General features: G+C 40.4%; 10 protein-coding genes. 5 read left to right on the forward strand and 5 right to left on the reverse strand.

Annotated features, from left to right (window positions below; translation table 11 throughout):
- The first annotated feature begins 386 nt into the window (after positions 1 to 386).
- Both H6G41_RS27475 and H6G41_RS27480 read left to right on the forward strand, forming a co-directional pair.
- Positions 387 to 2,384 carry a protein-arginine deiminase family protein gene (locus H6G41_RS27475; RefSeq protein WP_190750565.1) on the forward strand — a complete coding sequence of 666 codons (1,998 nt, stop codon included), beginning with the start codon at positions 387 to 389 and terminating at the stop codon, positions 2,382 to 2,384.
- Between the two features lie 614 nt (positions 2,385 to 2,998).
- On the forward strand, positions 2,999 to 3,430 hold the full coding sequence (locus H6G41_RS27480; protein ID WP_190750568.1) for a hypothetical protein: 432 nt from the start codon (positions 2,999 to 3,001) through the stop codon (positions 3,428 to 3,430).
- 279 nt (positions 3,431 to 3,709) lie between these two features.
- Here H6G41_RS27480 and H6G41_RS27485 read toward each other — a convergent pair whose 3' ends face one another.
- Positions 3,710 to 4,249, reverse strand: a complete 540-nt coding sequence (locus H6G41_RS27485; RefSeq protein ID WP_242038071.1) for a ubiquinone biosynthesis protein COQ4 — start codon at positions 4,247 to 4,249, stop codon at positions 3,710 to 3,712.
- Positions 4,250 to 4,645: 396 nt separating this feature from the next.
- On the opposite strand from H6G41_RS27485, the gene H6G41_RS27490 reads away from it, so the two are divergent.
- A complete protein-coding gene (locus H6G41_RS27490; RefSeq protein ID WP_190750570.1) occupies positions 4,646 to 5,989 on the forward strand; it encodes a cytochrome P450 in 1,344 nt (447 codons plus the stop codon).
- 472 nt (positions 5,990 to 6,461) lie between these two features.
- The gene (locus tag H6G41_RS27495) at positions 6,462 to 7,013 is read left to right on the forward strand and encodes a PEP-CTERM sorting domain-containing protein (protein ID WP_190750572.1); all 552 of its coding nucleotides are present in this window, start codon (positions 6,462 to 6,464) and stop codon (positions 7,011 to 7,013) included.
- 88 nt (positions 7,014 to 7,101) lie between these two features.
- On the opposite strand, the gene H6G41_RS27500 is transcribed toward H6G41_RS27495, so the two are convergent.
- The 4 genes from H6G41_RS27500 to H6G41_RS27520 form a co-directional block, all read right to left on the reverse strand.
- Complete coding sequence (locus H6G41_RS27500) at positions 7,102 to 9,261, reverse strand: PhoX family phosphatase (protein WP_190750574.1); 2,160 nt, start codon at positions 9,259 to 9,261, stop codon at positions 7,102 to 7,104.
- Between the two features lie 286 nt (positions 9,262 to 9,547).
- On the reverse strand, positions 9,548 to 11,674 hold the full coding sequence (locus tag H6G41_RS27505; RefSeq protein ID WP_190750576.1) for a DUF4114 domain-containing protein: 2,127 nt from the start codon (positions 11,672 to 11,674) through the stop codon (positions 9,548 to 9,550).
- Between the two features lie 725 nt (positions 11,675 to 12,399).
- Positions 12,400 to 17,085 (reverse strand): esterase-like activity of phytase family protein, encoded by a 4,686-nt coding sequence (locus tag H6G41_RS27510; protein WP_242038072.1) that lies wholly within the window; start codon positions 17,083 to 17,085, stop codon positions 12,400 to 12,402.
- A gap of 920 nt (positions 17,086 to 18,005) precedes the next feature.
- The gene (locus H6G41_RS27520) at positions 18,006 to 18,455 is read right to left on the reverse strand and encodes an Hsp20/alpha crystallin family protein (RefSeq protein WP_190750579.1); all 450 of its coding nucleotides are present in this window, start codon (positions 18,453 to 18,455) and stop codon (positions 18,006 to 18,008) included.
- Positions 18,456 to 19,197: 742 nt separating this feature from the next.
- Between H6G41_RS27520 and H6G41_RS27525 the strand changes: the two genes are divergently transcribed.
- Positions 19,198 to 20,547, forward strand: a complete 1,350-nt coding sequence (locus tag H6G41_RS27525) for a P-loop NTPase fold protein (RefSeq protein WP_190750580.1) — start codon at positions 19,198 to 19,200, stop codon at positions 20,545 to 20,547.
- The last annotated feature ends 30 nt before the right edge of the window (positions 20,548 to 20,577 follow it).

Consider the following 20,577-nt stretch of genomic DNA (forward strand, 5'->3'; position numbering starts at 1 on the left):
AAGGGGAATGAAGGGGCTGCCGACGGCAGCCCCTTCATTCCCCCCTTAAAATGATTATCATTCTTGTTAATGGAATAGTTTATTTTCTGGAAGTCCCTTACTGCGGTTTTTGACTTTTTTTTACACGATAGAAGAAGTCGGCAGAAAGTTACAAAGAATGGCTGCCATGCTCCATCATACTCAGTAATCCCAACTTATACTCGTTAAAATACTGGCTATAATTTCCCTGAAAAATCTGCTTTTGTAACTCTCATCGGAAATTTCGGGAATTTTTTTAGTAGAATTAAACAGATTCGTTCAGTATAAAATTTTCCGATTAGCTAGTCTGAAAATCAGTTTGCGGACAGTGAAGTAGTTACACAAGTTCACTAGATTATCAGAAAATTATGAGAACTTTATTGCAAGTTGAAGATTTCAATGGTCGTAGCTCGCGCTCTAGAGAAAGTATTCGCGAATACGTAGAAGTTTTAGTTGTTGGTCAGCCATTGCAAGTATCTTTACAAAATCTCGCTCCGGCTAACACTAAATTTGTGAATTTAGAAACTCGCGGAGAAATTGAAATTTCATCTCATGGACAGTCTGAAATAGCAATTAAAACCCTGATTCCTCTAGAACAAATTCCCGAAATTACTCTGAACGCCAGAACTTTTAGCGATGTATTAGAAGACCGTTCTTTACAAATCACCTTTCAAGATGATGCTGGTCGTTTGTTGGGTCAAGTTCTCTTCAAGCTAACTTGTCTGCGGATTTGTTTAGATGTGGATGCAGATCGAGATGGCATTATTGAAGAAAATCATCCCCATAAAGGAGATTGGCAATGGGGAATTAACGGTCATGGTGCAGTTTTATTAGTGAATAGCGATCGCGATACGGTTCATGCTGATGAACAGCACGATAGCGAAGAAAACTATATCAGAGGACTGCTGGATCTCAAAGATTTTAGCTTTGCGATCGTTCGGAAAGTTGGTTTAAAAAATTTGCCTTCTGATTACGAACTTTATTTGTCAGTTAACCGAGATACTGCTCAACGTATTCGCATTTATGACGAATTAGATAGAGATGGTTATGAGTTAATTGGGCCGGGACGAACAAAGGCCAAAATTAGGAATACAGACCGCGATATTATCCTGGCTGTTGAGGGGTTGAGTTATCCCGATTACGATTTTGATGGCATAGTTGAGATTAGTTTAAATCTCTTGAAAGAAGGAAAAACTGTCTACAGCGATCGCGTAGTTTTTCGCGTCGCTCCTTGGATCATGACTCCTAATACTTTACCCCCAAAAACTGTGTATGTTTCGCGCTTATCTAAAGGATTTAACGCAGAATTTATTGAGGAGTTAAGAAAAGTTGTCGCCCAAGCTAACGCCCAACTAGATATTGTTCCTTATGAGTTTCATCAGGACGATCCTTGGATGCAAGACGAAATTGAAATTGGTTACGCTCAAGCACCAGGACACCTGATGCATGTAGTATTTGATTCACCACGCGATCGCGGATTAGTTCATTTTCCCAAACGCAAACTTTTAGGAATTGACTTTGGTTATGTCACGCGCAAAAGCCAGCGCGAAGCCACAAAATTAGACTCTTTTGGGAATTTAGAAGTTTCTCCCCCAGTCACAGTCAAAGGCGTTCATTATCCTTTTGGTCGCATGATATTTGGCGGAACTCGTAAAGAAATAATCCACGAACAACCGCGACGGATGTTAAAAGTTTTGCGAGACTTTCTCTATGGTCAAAAAATTCAAGCACCATTGGAAATTTTTTCTGACTGGCTAAGTGTCGGACACATTGATGAATTTATGACTTTTGTACCTGCACCTACCCAGAAAGGATTTAAGCTACTTTTAGCCAGTCCTGACAAATGTTATGAAATTCTCAACCGCCTACGCAATGAAGGACATTCTCAGGTATTGTTGCGCCAAGGAAAACAACTTTTTAATCAGCCTGCTGATATTAGCGTGGCAGCTATTCTCGATAATCAAGAATTAACTAGTCAGAACCAGCGATTTCAAGAATACATTAATTGGAATCGAGAAGTTTTGCAAGAGCAATTAGAGTTAGGCGATGAAGACATTATCCACATCCCAGGTTTATTTGCAGATGATGGCTATGGGCGAGCAGAAACTTTTTTCCCCAACATGGTAAACGCCATCGTGCTCAATCAACATCTGGGTATTCCCAAACCATTTGGCCCCAAAGTCAATCAAGAATGTCAATTTGAAGCTTATGTCAAAGGTCTTTTAGAACCCTTGGGTTTAGTTTGTCACTTTATCGATGATTGGAATCCTTATTTTCGCGCTAGAGGAGAAATTCATTGCGGTACCAATACCCGCAGACAACCTTTTGCTCAAAAATGGTGGGAGATTGAGCCAATAGAATCTTAATTAAGCTAATGCGCGTCTAGATTGCATAATTACTAATAAGGGCTGTTAACTGTTGACAGTTGACTGTTGACTGTTAATTGTCATTTGTCAACAGCCCTCACAATGGATTGTGCAACTTACAGCGAATTGCAAGTTGGTGAGGTACAGATAATCGTTAATTGTAGGGGCATTGGCACTGCCATGCCCCGAAGCGCTCATTTACCTGAAATATGCTGTAAAAGCAGAATAGCTTATCAACAGCAGACGAGGTGGTAGCCCACAAATCTGCATTTCCAGCCGGAGAATGGAAACCTCTTTCCTTCTGCCTTGTCATAACAACAATTTTTAACACCAAGCTACTTAAATATACGGAAAAGAGAAAGCAAACTCCAGTTTGAGAAAGCAATATCAGCTTTTACTTGCTAAATATACCGAAATGAGAAAGCAAACTCCAGTTTGAGAAAGCAATATCAGCTTTTACTTGCTAAATATACCGAAATGAGAAAGCAAACTCCAGTTTGAGAAAGCAATATTAGCTTTTGCTTGCTAAATATACCGAAATGAGAAAGCAAACCTCAGTTTGAGAAAACAAATTGCGGTTTGAGAACTAAATTCCCGTTAGCAGAAAGTTTTTTGTGTTTGAGATTGCCTTTACGGTTGAATATCCGTTGTGCCAGAATGCGATGGCGGAACGCCTGCTTTCGGCATTCGCCCTTTGGCGGCTTCTTGAGAATATCGCCTTCCTATTTATATATATGAATTTTTCTAAACGCAGTCCCACAGAAAACTTTGCCAGAGCAACTATTATTCTACTTTTGATTTCCGTTGTCGGTGCTATTTTGTTTAATTGGCCAGACGAAATCAAAAAGGGGTTACTAGGTTTGTGGATTATTGTTCCACCTACATGGTTGTGGTTTGAATTTTGTTTCTTATTTGAGAAGGGAAAAGCCCCATTTTCTAATGATTTTGAGAAGTTCAAGTACGCTCAAGAACTTTCAAAGAACTTATGGTTGTCAATCTCAGCAATTCTGTTACTGATATATTTCGGTAAGCTACCAGGTGTTTAGTATTTTTTCTAGCGACTGGATGCCCTATACTCGCGAAATCGCAGTTCTTTTAGGGATGGGGCGAGTTTAAAGGGACTTCCAACTAAAAAAATATGCCATCGCTATTTAGGCAGGGGGTAGGGGAGCGATCGCATCTGGTGGTGTACGCCTGTCTCAATTATAACCTCTTTCCTTCTGCCTTCTGCCCTCTGCCTTCTGCCTTGTCATAATGACAATTTTTAACACCGAGCTACTTATTTAGATATGATTGCCCTATAGAGCGTGTTAGACTCGCTTTCTTCAATCTTTAGGCTTGCAGGTTGATCGAGAAATGTGAAATAGTGCTTGTACTTCAGAGGTAGGTAAATGCCATAGTAACTCTGGCTTCCATGTATCTGGGTCAAAGTTGGAGTTATGACCGCGTTTGTAAGCTGTTTGTAGTCTCTGCCAATCGCACTGTTGTAGATTTGGCATTTGTTTCCTCATCATTCGCAACAGTCCCAACCCTAGCAGCAGGTTAAATACATTAAACTTAGCTCCTAATAAAAATGCCTGTACTTCTAACTCACCTATGGAATCTGTACCATAGCCTGTCAGGGTATGAACGCCGTCATGCAATTGTTTACGGCGGGAGCCAGTGGTGAAAGGTTGCAAATTGTGTTCGTTAAGAAACTCTACCCAAGTTCTACCAAAAGTACCTGGAGGTAAAGTCCGCAATTTTTCTATATCAACAATTTGGGGAACACTCAGCCCTTGTGCGTCACTAATGCGATCTATCAAATTCAAAAACTGTTGTAAACGAGGAGCAGGATTTGAAGAATTACTAGCAGCTTGCATCATATTACAAATAGTTAAAATTCTAAATAAGCTTGATTGGCTTCTGGTTTGCTCTGTTGAGGTATCACAATTTTAAACAGCAATTCTTCCAAGCCGGATGTAGAGAAAGTCATGATTTTATCCATGACTTTCGTCTGATTGATTTTTGTACCTCATGTTTGCTCTATCAAGCGATCGCTAACTATCTAGAATCGTAAGTAATTCCACTACGTAAAGTTAAGCGATTGTTGACTACATTGAGAATGCGCAGATTTTCGGGAACAGTGAACTCTGCGTTCCCTTACACTTCTTTGGTATGAGAATAAGTATTTCTGCTAATAAATCTTTCTTTTTGATGAGGAATTATATTGCTGAGTACATTAACCTTCAAAAAGACAGATTAGTCTGGAGAATAACTGCATGACACAAGATATTGTTGAGTTATCAGCACCACCAATTAACTCAATAGTGGGACATTTAGTAGAATTGGGAGAAGATCCATTAGGTTTTCTGACTCGTTGCCGCGATTATGGTGATATTGTACCGTTACGCTTAGGATTAACACCTTGTTGTTTACTCACCAATCCTGAATATATTGAAGAAGTTCTCAAAAATCGCGAAACTTTTATTAAAAGTCGAGGCTTTCGGGTATTAAAAACTCTACTAGGTGAAGGGTTGTTAACCGCAGAAGGAGAATCTTGGTTATCGCAGCGTCGTCTAGCTCAACCCGTATTTCACCAAAGGCGGATTAATGAATATGGGGAAACAATGGTAGAGTACACCAACCGCATGTTGCAGACTTGGCAAGATGGCGAAGTTCACGATATTCATGCAGATATGATGCGGCTGACTTTGGCGATTGTGATGAAGTGTATTTTTAACACCGATGTCGATGCTGGTGAAACTAAAGTTGTTGCTAATGCTTTAGATGTAGCAATGCACTGGTTTGAAAGCAAGCGACGACAGAATTTTTTAGTTTGGGAATGGTTCCCCAGGCCGGAAAACATCCGCTATCGTGATGCTGTGGCGCAAATGGATGCAGCTATTTATCAACTAATTAGCGATCGCCGTCAGAGTGGTGAAAAAACTAACGATTTGCTTTCTATGCTGATGGAAGCACGGGATGAAGAAACCCAGGAACAAATGGACGACAAGCTGCTGCGAGATGAAGTAGCAACCTTAATGCTGGCAGGTCATGAAACCACCGCTAATACTTTATCCTGGACATGGATGCTGTTATCGCAACATCCAGAAGTTCAAGAAAAACTCTTAGCAGAGTTAAACCAAGTTCTCCAAGGAAACTTACCCACGATCCAAGATTTATCTCGCTTACCTTACACCCAGCAAGTAATTAAAGAATCTATGCGGTTGTATCCTCCAGTTTCCCTCATAGGACGAGAAGCTGTGCAAGATACCACAATTGGCGACTATGAAATTGCCCAGGGAACAACAATTATGATTAGTCAGTGGGTAATGCATCGCCATCCTCAATACTTTCCCGATCCCGAAGTTTTTCAACCAGAACGGTGGACAGAAGAATTTGAGAAGCAATTACCCAGAGGTGTATATTTTCCTTTTGGTGATGGCCCCCGTATTTGTATTGGTAAGGGGTTTGCACAAATGGAAGCTGCTTTATTATTAGCTACCATCGCCCAACGCTTCCAAATTGAATTAGTCCCAGGGTTCCCAATTATCCCCCAACCCTCAATTACACTCCGCCCAGAATACGGGATTAAGGTCAAGATTAAGCAAATTAGCAATTAATACTATTGTTGACGGTTAACGGTTGATGGTTGACGGTTGACGGTTGACGGTTGACGGTTGACGGTTGACGGTTGACGGTTGACGGTTGACGGTTAACTGTTAACTACTTGAAATTCCAGAAGAATCTTTTGATAGATTACTTTTCAACCACAGAAGCACAAAAGAAAGTTACGCGGGTTTCCCAAGTTGTAGTAACTGGCGTGAAGCAGAGAGAAAAAACAAATTTTCTGGTTTATTGGGAAAGATTTGATAACTTTTAAAACATCCTCTATTAACCGTTAACAGTCAACAGCAAACAGCTAAAACCGATATTTTTCACAACCGAAATATGATTGCCATATTAGCAATATTTGACATTATATTTTATTTTATTAACCATTTATTTTATACCTCTTAACCTAAGATATTTAAGTTAAAGCTGATGCATCAAATCTCTCAACATCATTCCTACTAATCTTAGGAGTATTATTCGATGAAATCAGCTAAAAACTTAGTTGTTGCTACTATGGCAACCGCTATATCTATTGTTGCTATTGGCGCTGCTCAACCAACACAAGCTGCAATTATTAATTACAAGTTCAAAGTAGATGCTACATCAGGAAATAATCCTGGTAGATATTTTGGGTCTTTTCGTTATGATGACTCAACTTTAACCAATACAGGTCTGGAAACTATCGGAGTGGAAAACGGATTAGCTCTGAATTTTAATTATTTGGGTAAGAATTATACAGAAAAAGATGATTTTGATTTTGACTCTTTCCCCATTCTTACTTTTAACAATGGTGCGCTTCAGGGATTAAGCTATTTTGTGGCTGACAAGTTTGCGATCGCATCTGATAATCTCAATAACCCCAATGAAGGTGGAAACAGATTTTATCTGCTGAACCAATCTGTCAATGCAACACAGGTAGGTACAGTTAGCTATCAAGTACCCGAACCACTGACTGTTGGCGGAACTGCGATCGCAACTTTAATGGGATTATGGATGAAACGCAAAAAAAAAGCTACAAAACTTGCAGCTTAGTTATCTAGAGAAATTCGAGAATATCTCGTTTTTAACTCAAAGCAAAATCCCCGTCTAGTTATAGAACGGGGATTTTCGCTAATTTTTGTTACATTCCACCAATCACACCACCATCATTGCGAGTAATCACCACAGTTGCAGAACGTGGTCTACCGGATGGGCCATAACCTTGACTAGCTGGCCAATCACTAGTTTTGGTGGGGTTCAAGGTATCCCCACTATCACCTGGATGCTGAATATTAATGAACATCGCTTTTCCGTCAGGGGTGCTAGTTATACCTGTGACTTCACAATCTGTAGGACTGGTTAAGAAGCGTCTAACCTGTTTGGTGTTGGGGTCAGCACAAGACATTGTATTGCTACCAATATTTACCAAATCACCAGTACCATCACCTGCGTGGTCGGTCTGAATCCATAAGCGACCGAAGTCATCAAACCACAAACCATCTGGTGAACTTAAGTCATCGCCTTTAATATTTCCTTGAAGATTGGATTCTGTGCGAGTTTTATCACCGGCTTCAAAGAAAATATCCCATGTGAAAGTTGTCGCTGTGACAGTACGTCCGTCTTCACGCCAACGAATGATGTGACCGTAACGGTTGTCAGGACGAGGGTTAGCATTATCCACAGGGGGACGCGCACTACCTGCGCCTGTTGATCCATCGGCATTGTTGACGGAGACTGGAGTTGTACCCCGACGGGTATTGTTGGTCAATGTACAGTAAACTTCAATCTCTTTATACCCACCAATGCGAGGGCGTACTGCTGTCCATTCTGGTCTATCCATCATGGTTGCACCGACTCGATCCGCAGCCTCACGAGTTTTGATCAGGACTTCAGCTTGGTTTTTAAAACCATTTTCGGCTCTCAGACCTGGTTGACCATGTACTAAAGGAATCCATTGGCCAGTACCGTTATCGTTAAACTTGGCAACGTATAACACCCCATTGTCAAGTAAATCGCGGTTAGCATTACGATTTCCTGGATTCAAACGCTGGGAACAAACGAACTTATAGATATATTCGTTGCGTTCGTCGTCTCCCATATAAAAAGCCACATTATTTCTGTCATCGACCACAACCTGAGCGCTTTCATGCTTGAATCTACCAAGGGCAGTACGCTTAACTGGTTTGCTTTGTGGATCGTAAGGATCAATTTCTACTACCCAGCCAAATGAATGGGATTCGAGGGGGTTGGTGCGGTTGTTGAAACGTGGATCGGCTTGATACCATTTATAGCCAGCACCAGAGGCGGAAAGACCGTAACGATTCTGTCCTGCAAGAACCTCTGCGTCTGGGATTCCGGGAGTAGAAACTAAGGCCTCTCCATTGTTTCCAAAATAGCCATTCCAATTCTCTTCACAGGTTAAATAAGTACCCCAAGGTGTGTAACCATTAGCGCAGTTATTAACTGTACCGTAGGCGGTGTAACCGTCGTTAAATCTGCCGGTGTCAACAGAACCATCAGGTCTAATATTAAACTTTTTCGATTTCAACAGTGGATCGCCAGCCGCAGGGCCAGAAATTCGCATTTCGGTGTTAGCAGTGATGCGGCGACCATAGGGTGAATTCGGATTATATTTCCATTCCTTACCTTGCCGAGAAATTTCTACAACCGATACACCATGAGCCGCCTGAGATTTCCGCACCTTAGCAATTGAGACTGGATCTAGACCATCACTATGGAGAATTGATTCTTGGGTGTACTCATGGTTGACACACAACAAACCATTATTAATTTGTTGGTTGATAAAGCCTCTTAAGGATCTGGCTTGTGAACTGACTGTACGACCTACAACGTTTCCTGGAGAGAGGGGGAAATAGTGCATACCATCGGCGTGCATCCCAAACTGTTTTTCCTGTGCAGCTGCATCTTGGGAAGCATTAGCTAGCCAAGTCGGGCCGCCAGAAGCAATGGGATCTCCCCAAGCTACGAGTACTTTAGCTGTATAACCACGAGGAACGCTGACGAGATCCTTTTCTAGCTTGTCACCAACACGCAGATTTGGTGGAATACTCTTGAAGCCAATACCAGCAAATCCTTTACTTTTGCGAATGTTCGAGGCTTCGACGGTTTGGATTAAGCCACCAATAGATATATCACCGACGACGGTTAAGGCGGCTGTGCTGGCGGCTGTTATGAGGAAGCGCCGACGGCTGACACTCATCCGATCGATGACATCACGAATTGATTCGTTAGTGGAAGGGTTGAGGCTGACATTATTTTTTGGGTGAAAGCGTCCTTTCATTACTTATTCTCCATGTTTAAGTTATTGCCGATAAATTGAGCAATTAGTTCAGAAAAACTGCATATATTTAACTCAGTCTTGTTTTTTGTACAGCTAATAACTGTTAATTAATGGCGCGTTAAACTTCATATAATCTGCTTGTCAATGCATAAAACATCATGAATATATATTTATGTGACAAACATTAACGCAAGTTTATTTAATGATTAAAATGAACTATTTATTGAGATTTCAGTGAGGAGTTGGTGGGGATCTAGGAAAGCAGCAAAATAAATAGAACAAAGCACTAAGCTATGCTTAAATTAACTTTGACAATGACATCGTTAAAATCGCCATCACCGCCATTGGCTAAGTCCTCAAATCCAAAGATATTATTTCCTAACAGGCGAATATGGTCATATTTGTCAGAATTAGCGCCTAAGAATGGGAAGTAAACGGTAGGATTATTATTCGGATTATTATCAATTACTGCATCGGGTCTGCCATTAATAATAATGAATGGCACGAATATATAACCAGGCTGAAAAATGCCGTTATAAGTTGCTGTACTTTGATTATTAGCTGTCAAGTTAATTCCAGCGACACGTCCGCGCACTGCTGCTTGAGCGTAACCCGCTTGTCCAGGCATGATATCTGCTGTACCATCGTTATTAATATCAATGCCACCATTTGCATCAATTGCTTGATAAAAGCCAACAAAGTTATCAAAAGCGGCTTCGCGATTAACTATAAATTCAGCTTTGACTTGTTGGGTCACTCCTCGTAAATCAATCAATTCTCCTTGGGTTTGGCTTTGCAGACTTGTCCCTAAAGATAATGGATTATTTGTTGTCTTAATCTTCACTACTAAATCTTGGAAACTATTGCTATTATTACCAGAACTATCTCGCCAATTTAGAGAGAAACCATCAGCACCCAAATCTGTAATTTGTTGGGTTGTAGGACTGGAAAGAAGTACATTATTTATAGAAGATATTCCTGATTTTACAGCGTCAATGGTGCTGTTTTTGACTAAGAAAAATCTCAAGTTTTCACCTGAGTTGAATTCCAGGAAACTTTGAATATTGTTAGTAGTGAAACCGTTGGGAATTTTGGCGATCGCAGAAAAAATTACCCTAGCACGTTCTAATGCAGCTTGTGCATACCCCGTAGCACCGGGAGGAATACCGTTGATTGTACCTTGAGCATCATCAACTACATATACTCCCAGTTCATTGACTAGTTGAGAACTATGTCCGGTGAGAGTAATTTGTAATCTGGCGCGATCGCTTTCACCTTTAATCGTGAAAACATCCCCACTCTTCGTCAAGGGAACATCATTATCGGTAATGCTGACACTTACAGGGTTAATCGCTATGTTGTCATAGTTAGCATCGCTACTGAACGCTGTATGTTCGATAGTTTCGTTGCGATCGCTCTCTACAATTGCATTATCTACCGCGATTACCGTTACTTCTTGTGTCAGATTCCAGTTTTCTGGGGTAAAGGTGAGACTGTTGACGCTGGTTTTAATTTGCTTTCCGTTTGTAATTGCAATTGTCACATCAGCTTGGGGTTTGCTGTTGAGTACTACAGAATAGCGATCGCCTAAACCACCCTCGCTAACTTTCGTACTACCATCTGTCTGGATGATGGTAATCCCTGCATTACTATTATCTGTACCGTCAGTGACATCAGGAAAGTCAAAGTCATCTGGTGTGAGACTATCAGCTTTGACGTTTCTTAAAATCCCTAATTCTTTTAATTCGCCATTGATAACAGCTTTAATCGATGTATCCGGCCCTGGTTGACCATTAACTAAGATTTGCTCTATTTTTAAATCCTGGAATCTCTTAACTTCTGGGATACCAGCAACGATGACTTTATCTTGGGTTTTAGTAAAATCGAATACTTCTACAGGTACATCAGGAACCCCACCACTAGTTAAATAAAAGCGGTCTAAACCAGTACCACCTGTAAATTGGCTACCGTTTATACCTGCAAATAAGGAATCATCACCAGCACCACCAAATAAGCGATCGCTATTTAATCCGCCAATTAGCAGATCGTCCCCTTCCCCACCCTCTAAGGTGTTGTTACCTGTGGAGTTGGATGCATTGAGGAAATCATTACCAGCACCACCATTGAGTAGGTTATGACTACCCTCGACAACAAAAAGGCGATCGCTATCTTCTTCACCAAAAAGGGTGTTAAAACCTAAATCGCCTACAGCAAATAAATTATCTTTGCCAATTCCACCTCTTAAGGTATCGTAATTGTTAGCAAAAAGTTGGTCATTACCAGAACCACCATCCAGTAAATTATTTCCTTGACCGTTAGAACTATCTATAATATCGTCACCCTCAAAACCAAATATTTGCTCGTTTGTTGTGGCGGATAACTCGTCTTGATTAGCAGTACCGTTAATAATCATGATGATGTGGAAATCTCAGTTAATTCAGAATTGAGGATTAATTTAATTAACAATTAAAAAATCTATAGTGCCCAGAATTAAGGCACTAAATTTAGCACCTTAATTTTGAGTGATTTTATTGAATAATTACAGGAAAAACCTGTATAGCAATGTATTGATAATTGCAGTTACATGGTTAGTTTATAATACTTGATTTTGTAAAATTATAAAATTTTTAATAAGAAATCACGAATTTAAATTTATTAACTATAGCAAATAACATCTATTATGCGACTAGTTAAAAAATAATTATTTCTAGGTTATGAGAATATTAAACTTAGGCAATTATATTTAATTCTTGACAGAACCACTAGCTATATAAATGCGATTTGATTGGGTAAACAAATATCCGTATCTGTAGATTGGGCATTACCCACCCTACTACATATAATATTTCAAAAATGAAGTATCAATCCTTTATTGCTGTCTATAAATCTCCTGTAAACAATCGCTTTATGCTAGACACAACAAAGTTTGTACTTAATTACTATGAATATTAAAGGCTGGTTAACAAAAAATGAAATATTCATATATAAAAAAGCATAATTTATTCAAACTCATCTAAAAAGACAAATGACAAGCCAAACGCAATAAAAAAGTGAGGGATAGTTACTCCCTCACATAAGACAATTAGTACAGCCTAAACAAATTCTAACTAATTTTGCTGATGAAATTTCAGCAAAATTCTATGCAAAAACAAAATTATTATCAGTTAGACTGCTAGCGGTAATTCCTAAGAATGAAACTACCTCTGTATTGCCAATTTTCACTAAAGTATCGCTACCTTGTTGTAAGAGGGTCAAGTCACTGAACTGAGTTACTCCAATACCACCTAATCCAATTACATCAATTCCTGATGTAAAGTCAGTCACGATATTTTTGTTAGTAGGAAGGCTACTATTAGCAATCCAGAATTGGTCAGCACCAGCGCCACCAGTCAAGCGATTACCACCACCAGAACCAGCAAATAACATATCATCACCATCACCACCCACTAAGGTGTCATTGCTGTTAGAGAAGAGTTTGTCATCGCCGGAACCACCATAAAGTCGGTTATTGCTACCGTTACTCGTGATGGTATCGTTACCCGAACCACCAAACAAGAATTGACGGGAACCTTCAACTACTTGCAAAGTATCAGAACCTGCGCCACCAAACAGGTTATTGCTACCACTAGCTTCAACTACGGTGATTTCATCGTTACCTGCGCCAGCATCAGCATTGGTATTGCTAACAGAATTATTAGCACCAATTACTATTTGATCGCTACCCTCACCAGTAGAAACAGCAGAGTCGCTACCCGCTAATACAGTGTCATCTCCATTACCAGTTTGAACTGTATTACCTTGATTCCCCTCAACAAAATCTGCGCCATCGCCTGTAAATACAGTTTGATTTGGCTGAGTGGTAATATCATCGCTAGCAGTAGAACCAAAATTGATATCTAATGCTGCGGGTTGACCAACACCAGGCGCAAGGTTTAGAGGTTTCTCCAACTTCAGCAGCAGAATTTCGTTGTTGTCGATTTGGGGATTTTGCGGATCGTTTCCTGGACGACCGGTGGAGAAAGGATAGTTGTTGTCGTTAGCTACCAAAATGGTATCTTTGTCAATCACTAAGACATTTTCAATGGTGACAAAGGGGAAATCAAAGGTTGTCTTACCATCACCATTTAAGTCATTGGGGTCTTGGATATTCAACAAATCGGCAATTTCTATCTTTTCTACATAGCCATCAGCATTAGTCTTCGACAAGTCTACTTTATAGACGCGCTTGAATTTAGCTGTGTCTCCTTGACCGCCATCTCTTTCAACAACGAGGTATTCATTGTCATTCACAACGGTGAAATCGCCGATCGCATTTGCGGGATTATCTAGTTTGTAGTACAGCTTTTTCTCAGTGTATTCACGGTTTTTGATGTCAAATTCATTAATCCGTAAATCACCAGGGCGATCGCCATTAACTGTACCTTCTAACAGCATATACAGCTTGGTTTTGCTGGCGTTGATTGTTCCACCTTCAAAGCCTTTCGAGCCGCCTAAGTTAGCAAATGCTTGACCAGCAAGCACATCAGGATTTTGCGGAGAGCGGACTAAATTATTCTCAGGATTGCTCAGGAAATCTCTGACTTTATCTCCTGTAATCGGGAAGTCTGTAAAGAAAGCATCAACACCAAGTTGGATGAACTGCTGAAACTCTAATTCTGGATTACCTTTGTAATCGGCGGCGAGGTATAAATCTTCATCGCGGAAGGTGTAGGGGTGAACCTGTAAACCTGCTGCATGAGCATCTTGGATTAAGGTTGTCGGTGGTAAAGTTGTTCTGTCAGCATCATTAACTGCACCATCCCCATTCACATCATCCGCCCTACCATCATTATTAGCATCAGTCCCTTTGACACTAACAATCATCCGTTTCCAAGGGCCAATACCATCAGCATATTTAGCAATTTCCGCCAAACCTTCTGGGGTGCGTAAATCGCCATAGGTGCGTTCGTCACCACTAACTTGGAAATCGTATGGCTGATTTTCAATCAGTTTACCGTTAATGTCAATGCCATCAGCATCAAAAAGTTGTACCAGTGGGATATCTACACCAGCAGCAGGCATGATGATATCATGCAATTCTTTGAGATTGCCGACTTCAAAAGACTGGATGAAAATGCGACTAGGATCGGTGAAGTTTTCAGCTTTGAGGGTATCGATGAGTATCTGACCCAAATTGCGGTTAATCTTGGTGTCAGTCCCCACATAGGTAGCTTCGCTAGCAGTATAGGTAGGATGCTTGGTTTCTGGATAAATCCCAATCTTTTTACCTGTCTGCGCTTCTACATCTTTAACTAAGTCAATGATTTCCGTTAAAGTCGGAATTTCAAATTGACCATTGTAAGATTGATCGCGGAAAGATAAACGTTCAATAGCGCGTAATTCTTTGATTTCCGCTAAGGTGAAATCTTCAGCAAACCATCCTGTAACTGTGGTTCCGTCTAAATTGACTGTTTTTTTGCGATCGCTAAATTTGGCAATCTCAGCTACATTTGTGGTTGTATTGCTAGTATTTAAAGTGCCATCAGCATTTAAAATCGCTAAAGCAGGTTCATGACGAGCAATCAATACACCATCTTTGGTCACTACCAAATCAGGTTCAATAAAATCTGCACCTTGCTCAATTGCTAGTTTATAAGCTTCGATGGTATGCTCTGGACGAAAGCCGCTTGCACCTCTATGACCAAGAACTTTTGGTGCTTTACCGTCTAAAGTCTTGAATTCGTCGGGTGTGGCGATGGGAGCTTCTAATAATTTACCAGTGCGATCAAAATGTAAGAGGTAGGGGCCAAACTCTTCCCCAATCCAGAAGCTACCGTCTTTATCAAGAATTAACGACTCAACATCAAAGTCTGCACCGGTGAGGAATCTTTCACTAGTTCCTTCATTAGTAATTTTGAAAGGAACCTTTTTATCTGGGTCAGATAGTTGAATGTAGTCTAAAACTTTGACAGTACCGTCGCCGTTTTCTGTTCCCTTGAAATTGGGATCTAAACGTTGGATACGTAGCAGAAAATCAGCACTATTATTTTTGCTACCGTAACCATTATCTGAGAGGAAATAGAAAGAATTACTGTTAGCAAATTGGACACCACTGAAACCTTGTATCGGTTGTCCGGGGAAAGGCCCAGTTCTACCATTGGCGGAAATTCCTTCACCAGATGCAGGCCCCTCACCATAGGTATCAGCCGGAAGAGAAGCAAAACCGACTAACTCAACTTTAGGAACAGCATTCGGCGCAATCAGGAAACCGAGTTGACCGCCTTCTACTAAGTTATCTGTGCGTTCAACAGTCCCATCACCATCGGTATCAATACCAGGAACAGTAATAATTGAGCCATCCCGAATGCTGTGTGCTTGGACATTAAACAGTAGCAGTTCGCCGGGATCGTAGTCAAACAGATGGGAAACATCAAGGACACCAGAAGATTCCCAGTTACCAATATCTGTAGGGCTAGAGTCAGTTTGACCGGAAGGTACAGCCGTGCGATCGATTTGCGCTATGCGGGTTGCTGTGGTTTCTGGGTTGGTAGCACTGGGATCGATGCGCCAGATGGAAGCTTCTTCTTTAGAAGTAGCACCAAACAGGTCAGCACCGATGGCGCGGTCTTCTTGGATGTAGATTTTACCATCATCAGCCCAATCTAAGTTATCAGGACTGCGTAACCCGAAATCTTTGTTACCCTCGTCATTACCATCGTAGAGAATGTTGAGGCTAGCTGTAATTTGGTTGCTGCTGAAATCAACATCAATTTTGTAAGTTGTACCCCAGGTATCAGCATTATCAAACAAACCGGTGCGACCAGTAGAAGCTAATACAGCTTGTGTACCATCTGCTGGGTTGGTGGCGACATCTTCAGGACGAGAGAACAAGAAAGCTTTAACTTCGTTAGCTAAAGCATCTTGTTGGGCTTGGGTAGCAAAACCTTGGGCATCATAACCCAATTCATTTTGAATGCTAGTATCAGCATCTGTACCATCTACGGCTGTACCGGCTAAGTCAGGGCGATAGTGCTGAATCTCGACAAACTTACCAGCGCGACTGTTACCACTACCTTGGAAATCTCTAGGATCTAGTTCAATGGAATCAGAGTTATCTGTGGGATCGTCAGCTACCCAAACGTAAAGCTTTCCTTGCGCCAAGCCATTGCGATCGAGGAAACTGCCGTCACCCTTAGCGTTTTTGTCACCGACATATAAAATTAAGGGAGCTGGGCCGCGATCGTCGCCGATTAATAAAGCTACTTTATCAGTGCTACCTGTGTTGATCTCGGTGACACTTTCCCAAGCAGCACGACCCATCCAAGGTACAGCCCAGAGTTGATTAGTGGTAGTATCTAAGGCAAACTGTGTACCACCATCGCTTTCTTCGCCTGTGAAGTAAATGCGATCGCTAAATCCAATCCCCGCGCCAAAGTGGTTAGCTTCCATCAAATTTGCCGAACAAAAACGATTAAGTCCAGCAAATTCTAAGTCAGAAGCCGCATCGACAACTTCACCAGCGCGGTTGTAAATTGTGTCAAAAGCTAAACCAGAATCAACTATTTTTAAACTGCGTTTATCAATATCAAAATAGCTAATTCTCGCACCGGGAAGAGAAGCCCCACTTTTGAGGGTGTAATTATAGCCGACATTGTTAGCGACTTCGTGGTTAACTAACAATCTCACAGTGGTGTCATTGAGTTTAAAAGCACCTGTACCATCGAGAATTCCCGGTGGCGCATAATCATCAATTTTCTCACCCACAGTAAATATAGGGTTAACAGTATAACCGCCTAAACCCTTTACTTGTGCAGGCTGATTTGTATCGAATGGTGTATTAGCCATGCCAAAATTCCCTCAATTGTGATTAGCAATATTTGTTAAGCAAACAGTTTTCTAGCAGTAGTCAAAAAAGCCAACTAATTTTTGTCTACAGCAATATAACTGAGTAGTTGGATACAACTTACAACAAGCCTGTGATACGTACTTTCTCAATTACCATAGATAGATGAGGATATTTGGTGTTAATCGCCATCAGTTTTTACTAGTTAGTTTGGTTCACTGGGAATTACTTGATAAATCATGAAAACCTTTTTAATCTAGAAACTAGAGTTAAGGGATACTCACAAATTTGGACATAATTTACATATTGCAGTTAGGTTTAATGCCAATTTTGAGTTTTTGAAGAATACATTAAACAAAACGCAATTCTCCCTGATGATGGAATTCGTCGATTTGATGATACTAACAGCTAGTTTCCAGAACATAAGGATGAAACTTCAAATTCCAAGGTTGTCGATATTGCGAACCCATGAGATTGACAAAAAGCTTCAGCGTAGATTGGCAATTCTTAACCTACGTAAGTATGAGTCATTCAGGAATTATTTAGGGATGCTATATCCGTATGGACTAACTAAACTAGTATCAGTAATATTTCCCTTGCAAGATTAAGAACAAAATAAGTTAGCTCAAACAAATCGTTAAAATATACACAACTAAAATAGTCTGGATAAAATTTTCACTATTAGGTTAAGTCAAAAATAAGATGTAGATAATAAAAGATTAAGTATTGTAGAACGTTCTAGATTGCGCCTAAGAAGATGTTTTCCTAGCTCCTTCTGCTCCCTGTCTCCTTCTCTTCTGCTTCTTCGATGACATAGTAAATCATTGATGTATTGCTTTAAAACACACCAAATTCAAAAAAGCCCAGTCATCATTTTGACTGGGCTTTTATATTAGCTATGGGGTTGCTCTAAAGCTAGCAATTACGCAGCAGGTTGTTCCAGATTTACTTTAACAACTTTGTTCTTAGCTTGCTCAGTTTTAGGCAAGGTCAAATTCAAGATACCATCTTTATAATCTGCTGTGACGTTAGTATTTTGCACTGGCGCAGGTAGAGGAATTACACGTTGGAATTTACCGTAGTTAAATTCACTTCTGGTAACACCTTTTTCTTCAGTTTTGGTTTCTGATTTGCGCTCGCCACTAACATATACAGCTTTTTCGGTAACTTGAATATCCAAGTCTTTAGCTTCTAATCCTGGTAGTTCAAGTTTGAGATGAATGGCTGTTTCAGTTTCTTGCAATTCAGCAGCCGGAACTCTCATCAAACCTTGAGAAAAAACTGTAGCTGGTACTCTTGTTTCTGCAAATAGGCTATTAAGTTGACGTTGAATAGTGTTTAATTCTTGCCAGGGGTTGTAACGAACTAACATATTGATTTCCTTTTTAGCAGTAGTCTTTGAACGTTTGAAGAATTAAAGCTTTAATTGCTTCCTTTGATTCTTATATTAGGGTTGAATAAATATCATCTAGTTCGGTTAATATCACTCAATTTAATGATGATTACCGCACTGAAATCACCCTAAAATATTGAGTGTAGAAAACCGCTATTTATGAGTTCGGTAAACTCACTAACTTGAGGCTAGGGGCTAGGGAAGTGAGATTTTTTCCTGATTAGCTGACTTGAAAAAGCAGGGGAGCAGGGAACAAGGGGGATTAATCAATTTTTCATTTGTTTTAGTGTACGCAGTTCATGACGGCTACTTAGGCTGTACTTGAAAATATACAAACCTAGCATTTATCACGCTTACCGAACTAGGGATATTATTAGTAATTAATAATACAAATAATATAAGTCTACGGTACAAAAGTTTACACTTACAAAATTTTTGATTGTTGTCTATTTATGCTTATTACGTATAGTATAAATACTGGAGTTTTAAATGATGCGTAATACCAATTTAAATAGTGTTGGCGGCACATCAATCTATTCTAGAGGTCATGGCACTGCCATACCTCTACCATCTGTCCCATTCTTTTTTCAAATTGGTGTCACAAGTTTTGATGGGCTATGCCCAATATACAGAAAGTACAGATACTTAAATGGCTGTAAATAAATATCTTCTTGCTAACAAGAATATTTTGCCAATCTAATATAGATAGAATACTAAGTTTATGGCCTTAGATTTACTGAAGTTCTTTCAAGCTACCGATCCTAGCCGCACTTTGTTTATTAATAATGAAGTGGATGCTAAGTACTATATAGATTTTTCCGGGGTGCGGGGCGGTGATATTATTAACAAGCTGCAACAAAAGATTACATTTTTCAAACCGAATGAACCGACCTGTACTTTATTTACTGGACATATTGGTTGCGGAAAATCGACGGAGTTATTAAGGTTACAGGCGGAACTGGAAAAGCAAAGCTTTCATGTTGTGTATTTTGAGTCTAGCGAAGACTTAGAAATGACCGATGTTGATATTGCTGATGTATTATTAGCGATCGCGCGCCGTGTTAGTCAAAGTCTCGATAAAATTACTCTGGCGGAAACCAGCAAGTTTAATGAATTGCTGCAAGGTGCTTGGCGAGTCTTAAACTCTGAGATTACAGGAGTTAAAGCCAAGTCTCCCCTGGGGGATGTGGGTTACTCGACAGATAAGGAAAAGGTGTCTTTATCCTTTGGGATTGGCGAAATTACCACCAAAATCAAAAACGATCCCACATTGCGGGAAAAACTCAATCAATATTTAGGGCCGCAGAAAACCCAGTTACTCGAAGCCATTAACCGCGAACTGTTAGAACCTGCGATCGCTAAACTCAAACAACAAGGTAAAAAAGGTTTAGTGGTAATTGTCGATAACCTCGACCGCATCGACAACCGCGTCAAATCTTGGGGTCGTCCGCAACAGGAATATCTGTTTGTCGATCAGGGAGAATTTTTAACTAAGTTAAATTGTCACTTAGTTTATACAATGCCCCTATCGCTGAAATTTTCTAATGATTATGGCACTTTAACCCAGCGATTCCCCGAAGACCCGAAAGTTTTGCCGATGGTTCCCGTACTGTGGCCTGATGGTAGCATCCACGAAAAGGGAATGGAATTAATGCAGCAGATGGTATTAGCCAGAGCTTTTCCTTATTTGTTACCAGCAGAGCGTTTAAGTAATATTACAGAAATATTTGACGATATTAGTAGCTTAGACCGCTTATGTCAGATGAGTGGCGGTCATGTCCGCGACTTGCTGCGACTGCTGAACACCTGGATTATGGAAGAAATGGCGCTTCCCTTATCTCGTGACACCTTAGAACAGGTAATACGTTCTCGCCGCAACGAAATGACAATGCCAATTTCTGATGATGAATGGCAATTATTACGTCATGTCAAGCAGAGAAAACGAGTTAGCGACGATCAAGGATATCAAAAATTAATTCGCAGTCGCTTTGTTTTTGAATATCGCGATCGCGGCGAGTCTTGGTTTGATGTTAACCCGATTTTGACCGAAGCCAGAGAATTAACCTCCTAACCCGTAAGCATTGCCCACCATATTATAGTT

Source organism: Tolypothrix sp. FACHB-123 (genome assembly GCF_014697075.1).
Classification (GTDB): Bacteria; Cyanobacteriota; Cyanobacteriia; order Cyanobacteriales; family Nostocaceae; genus Aulosira.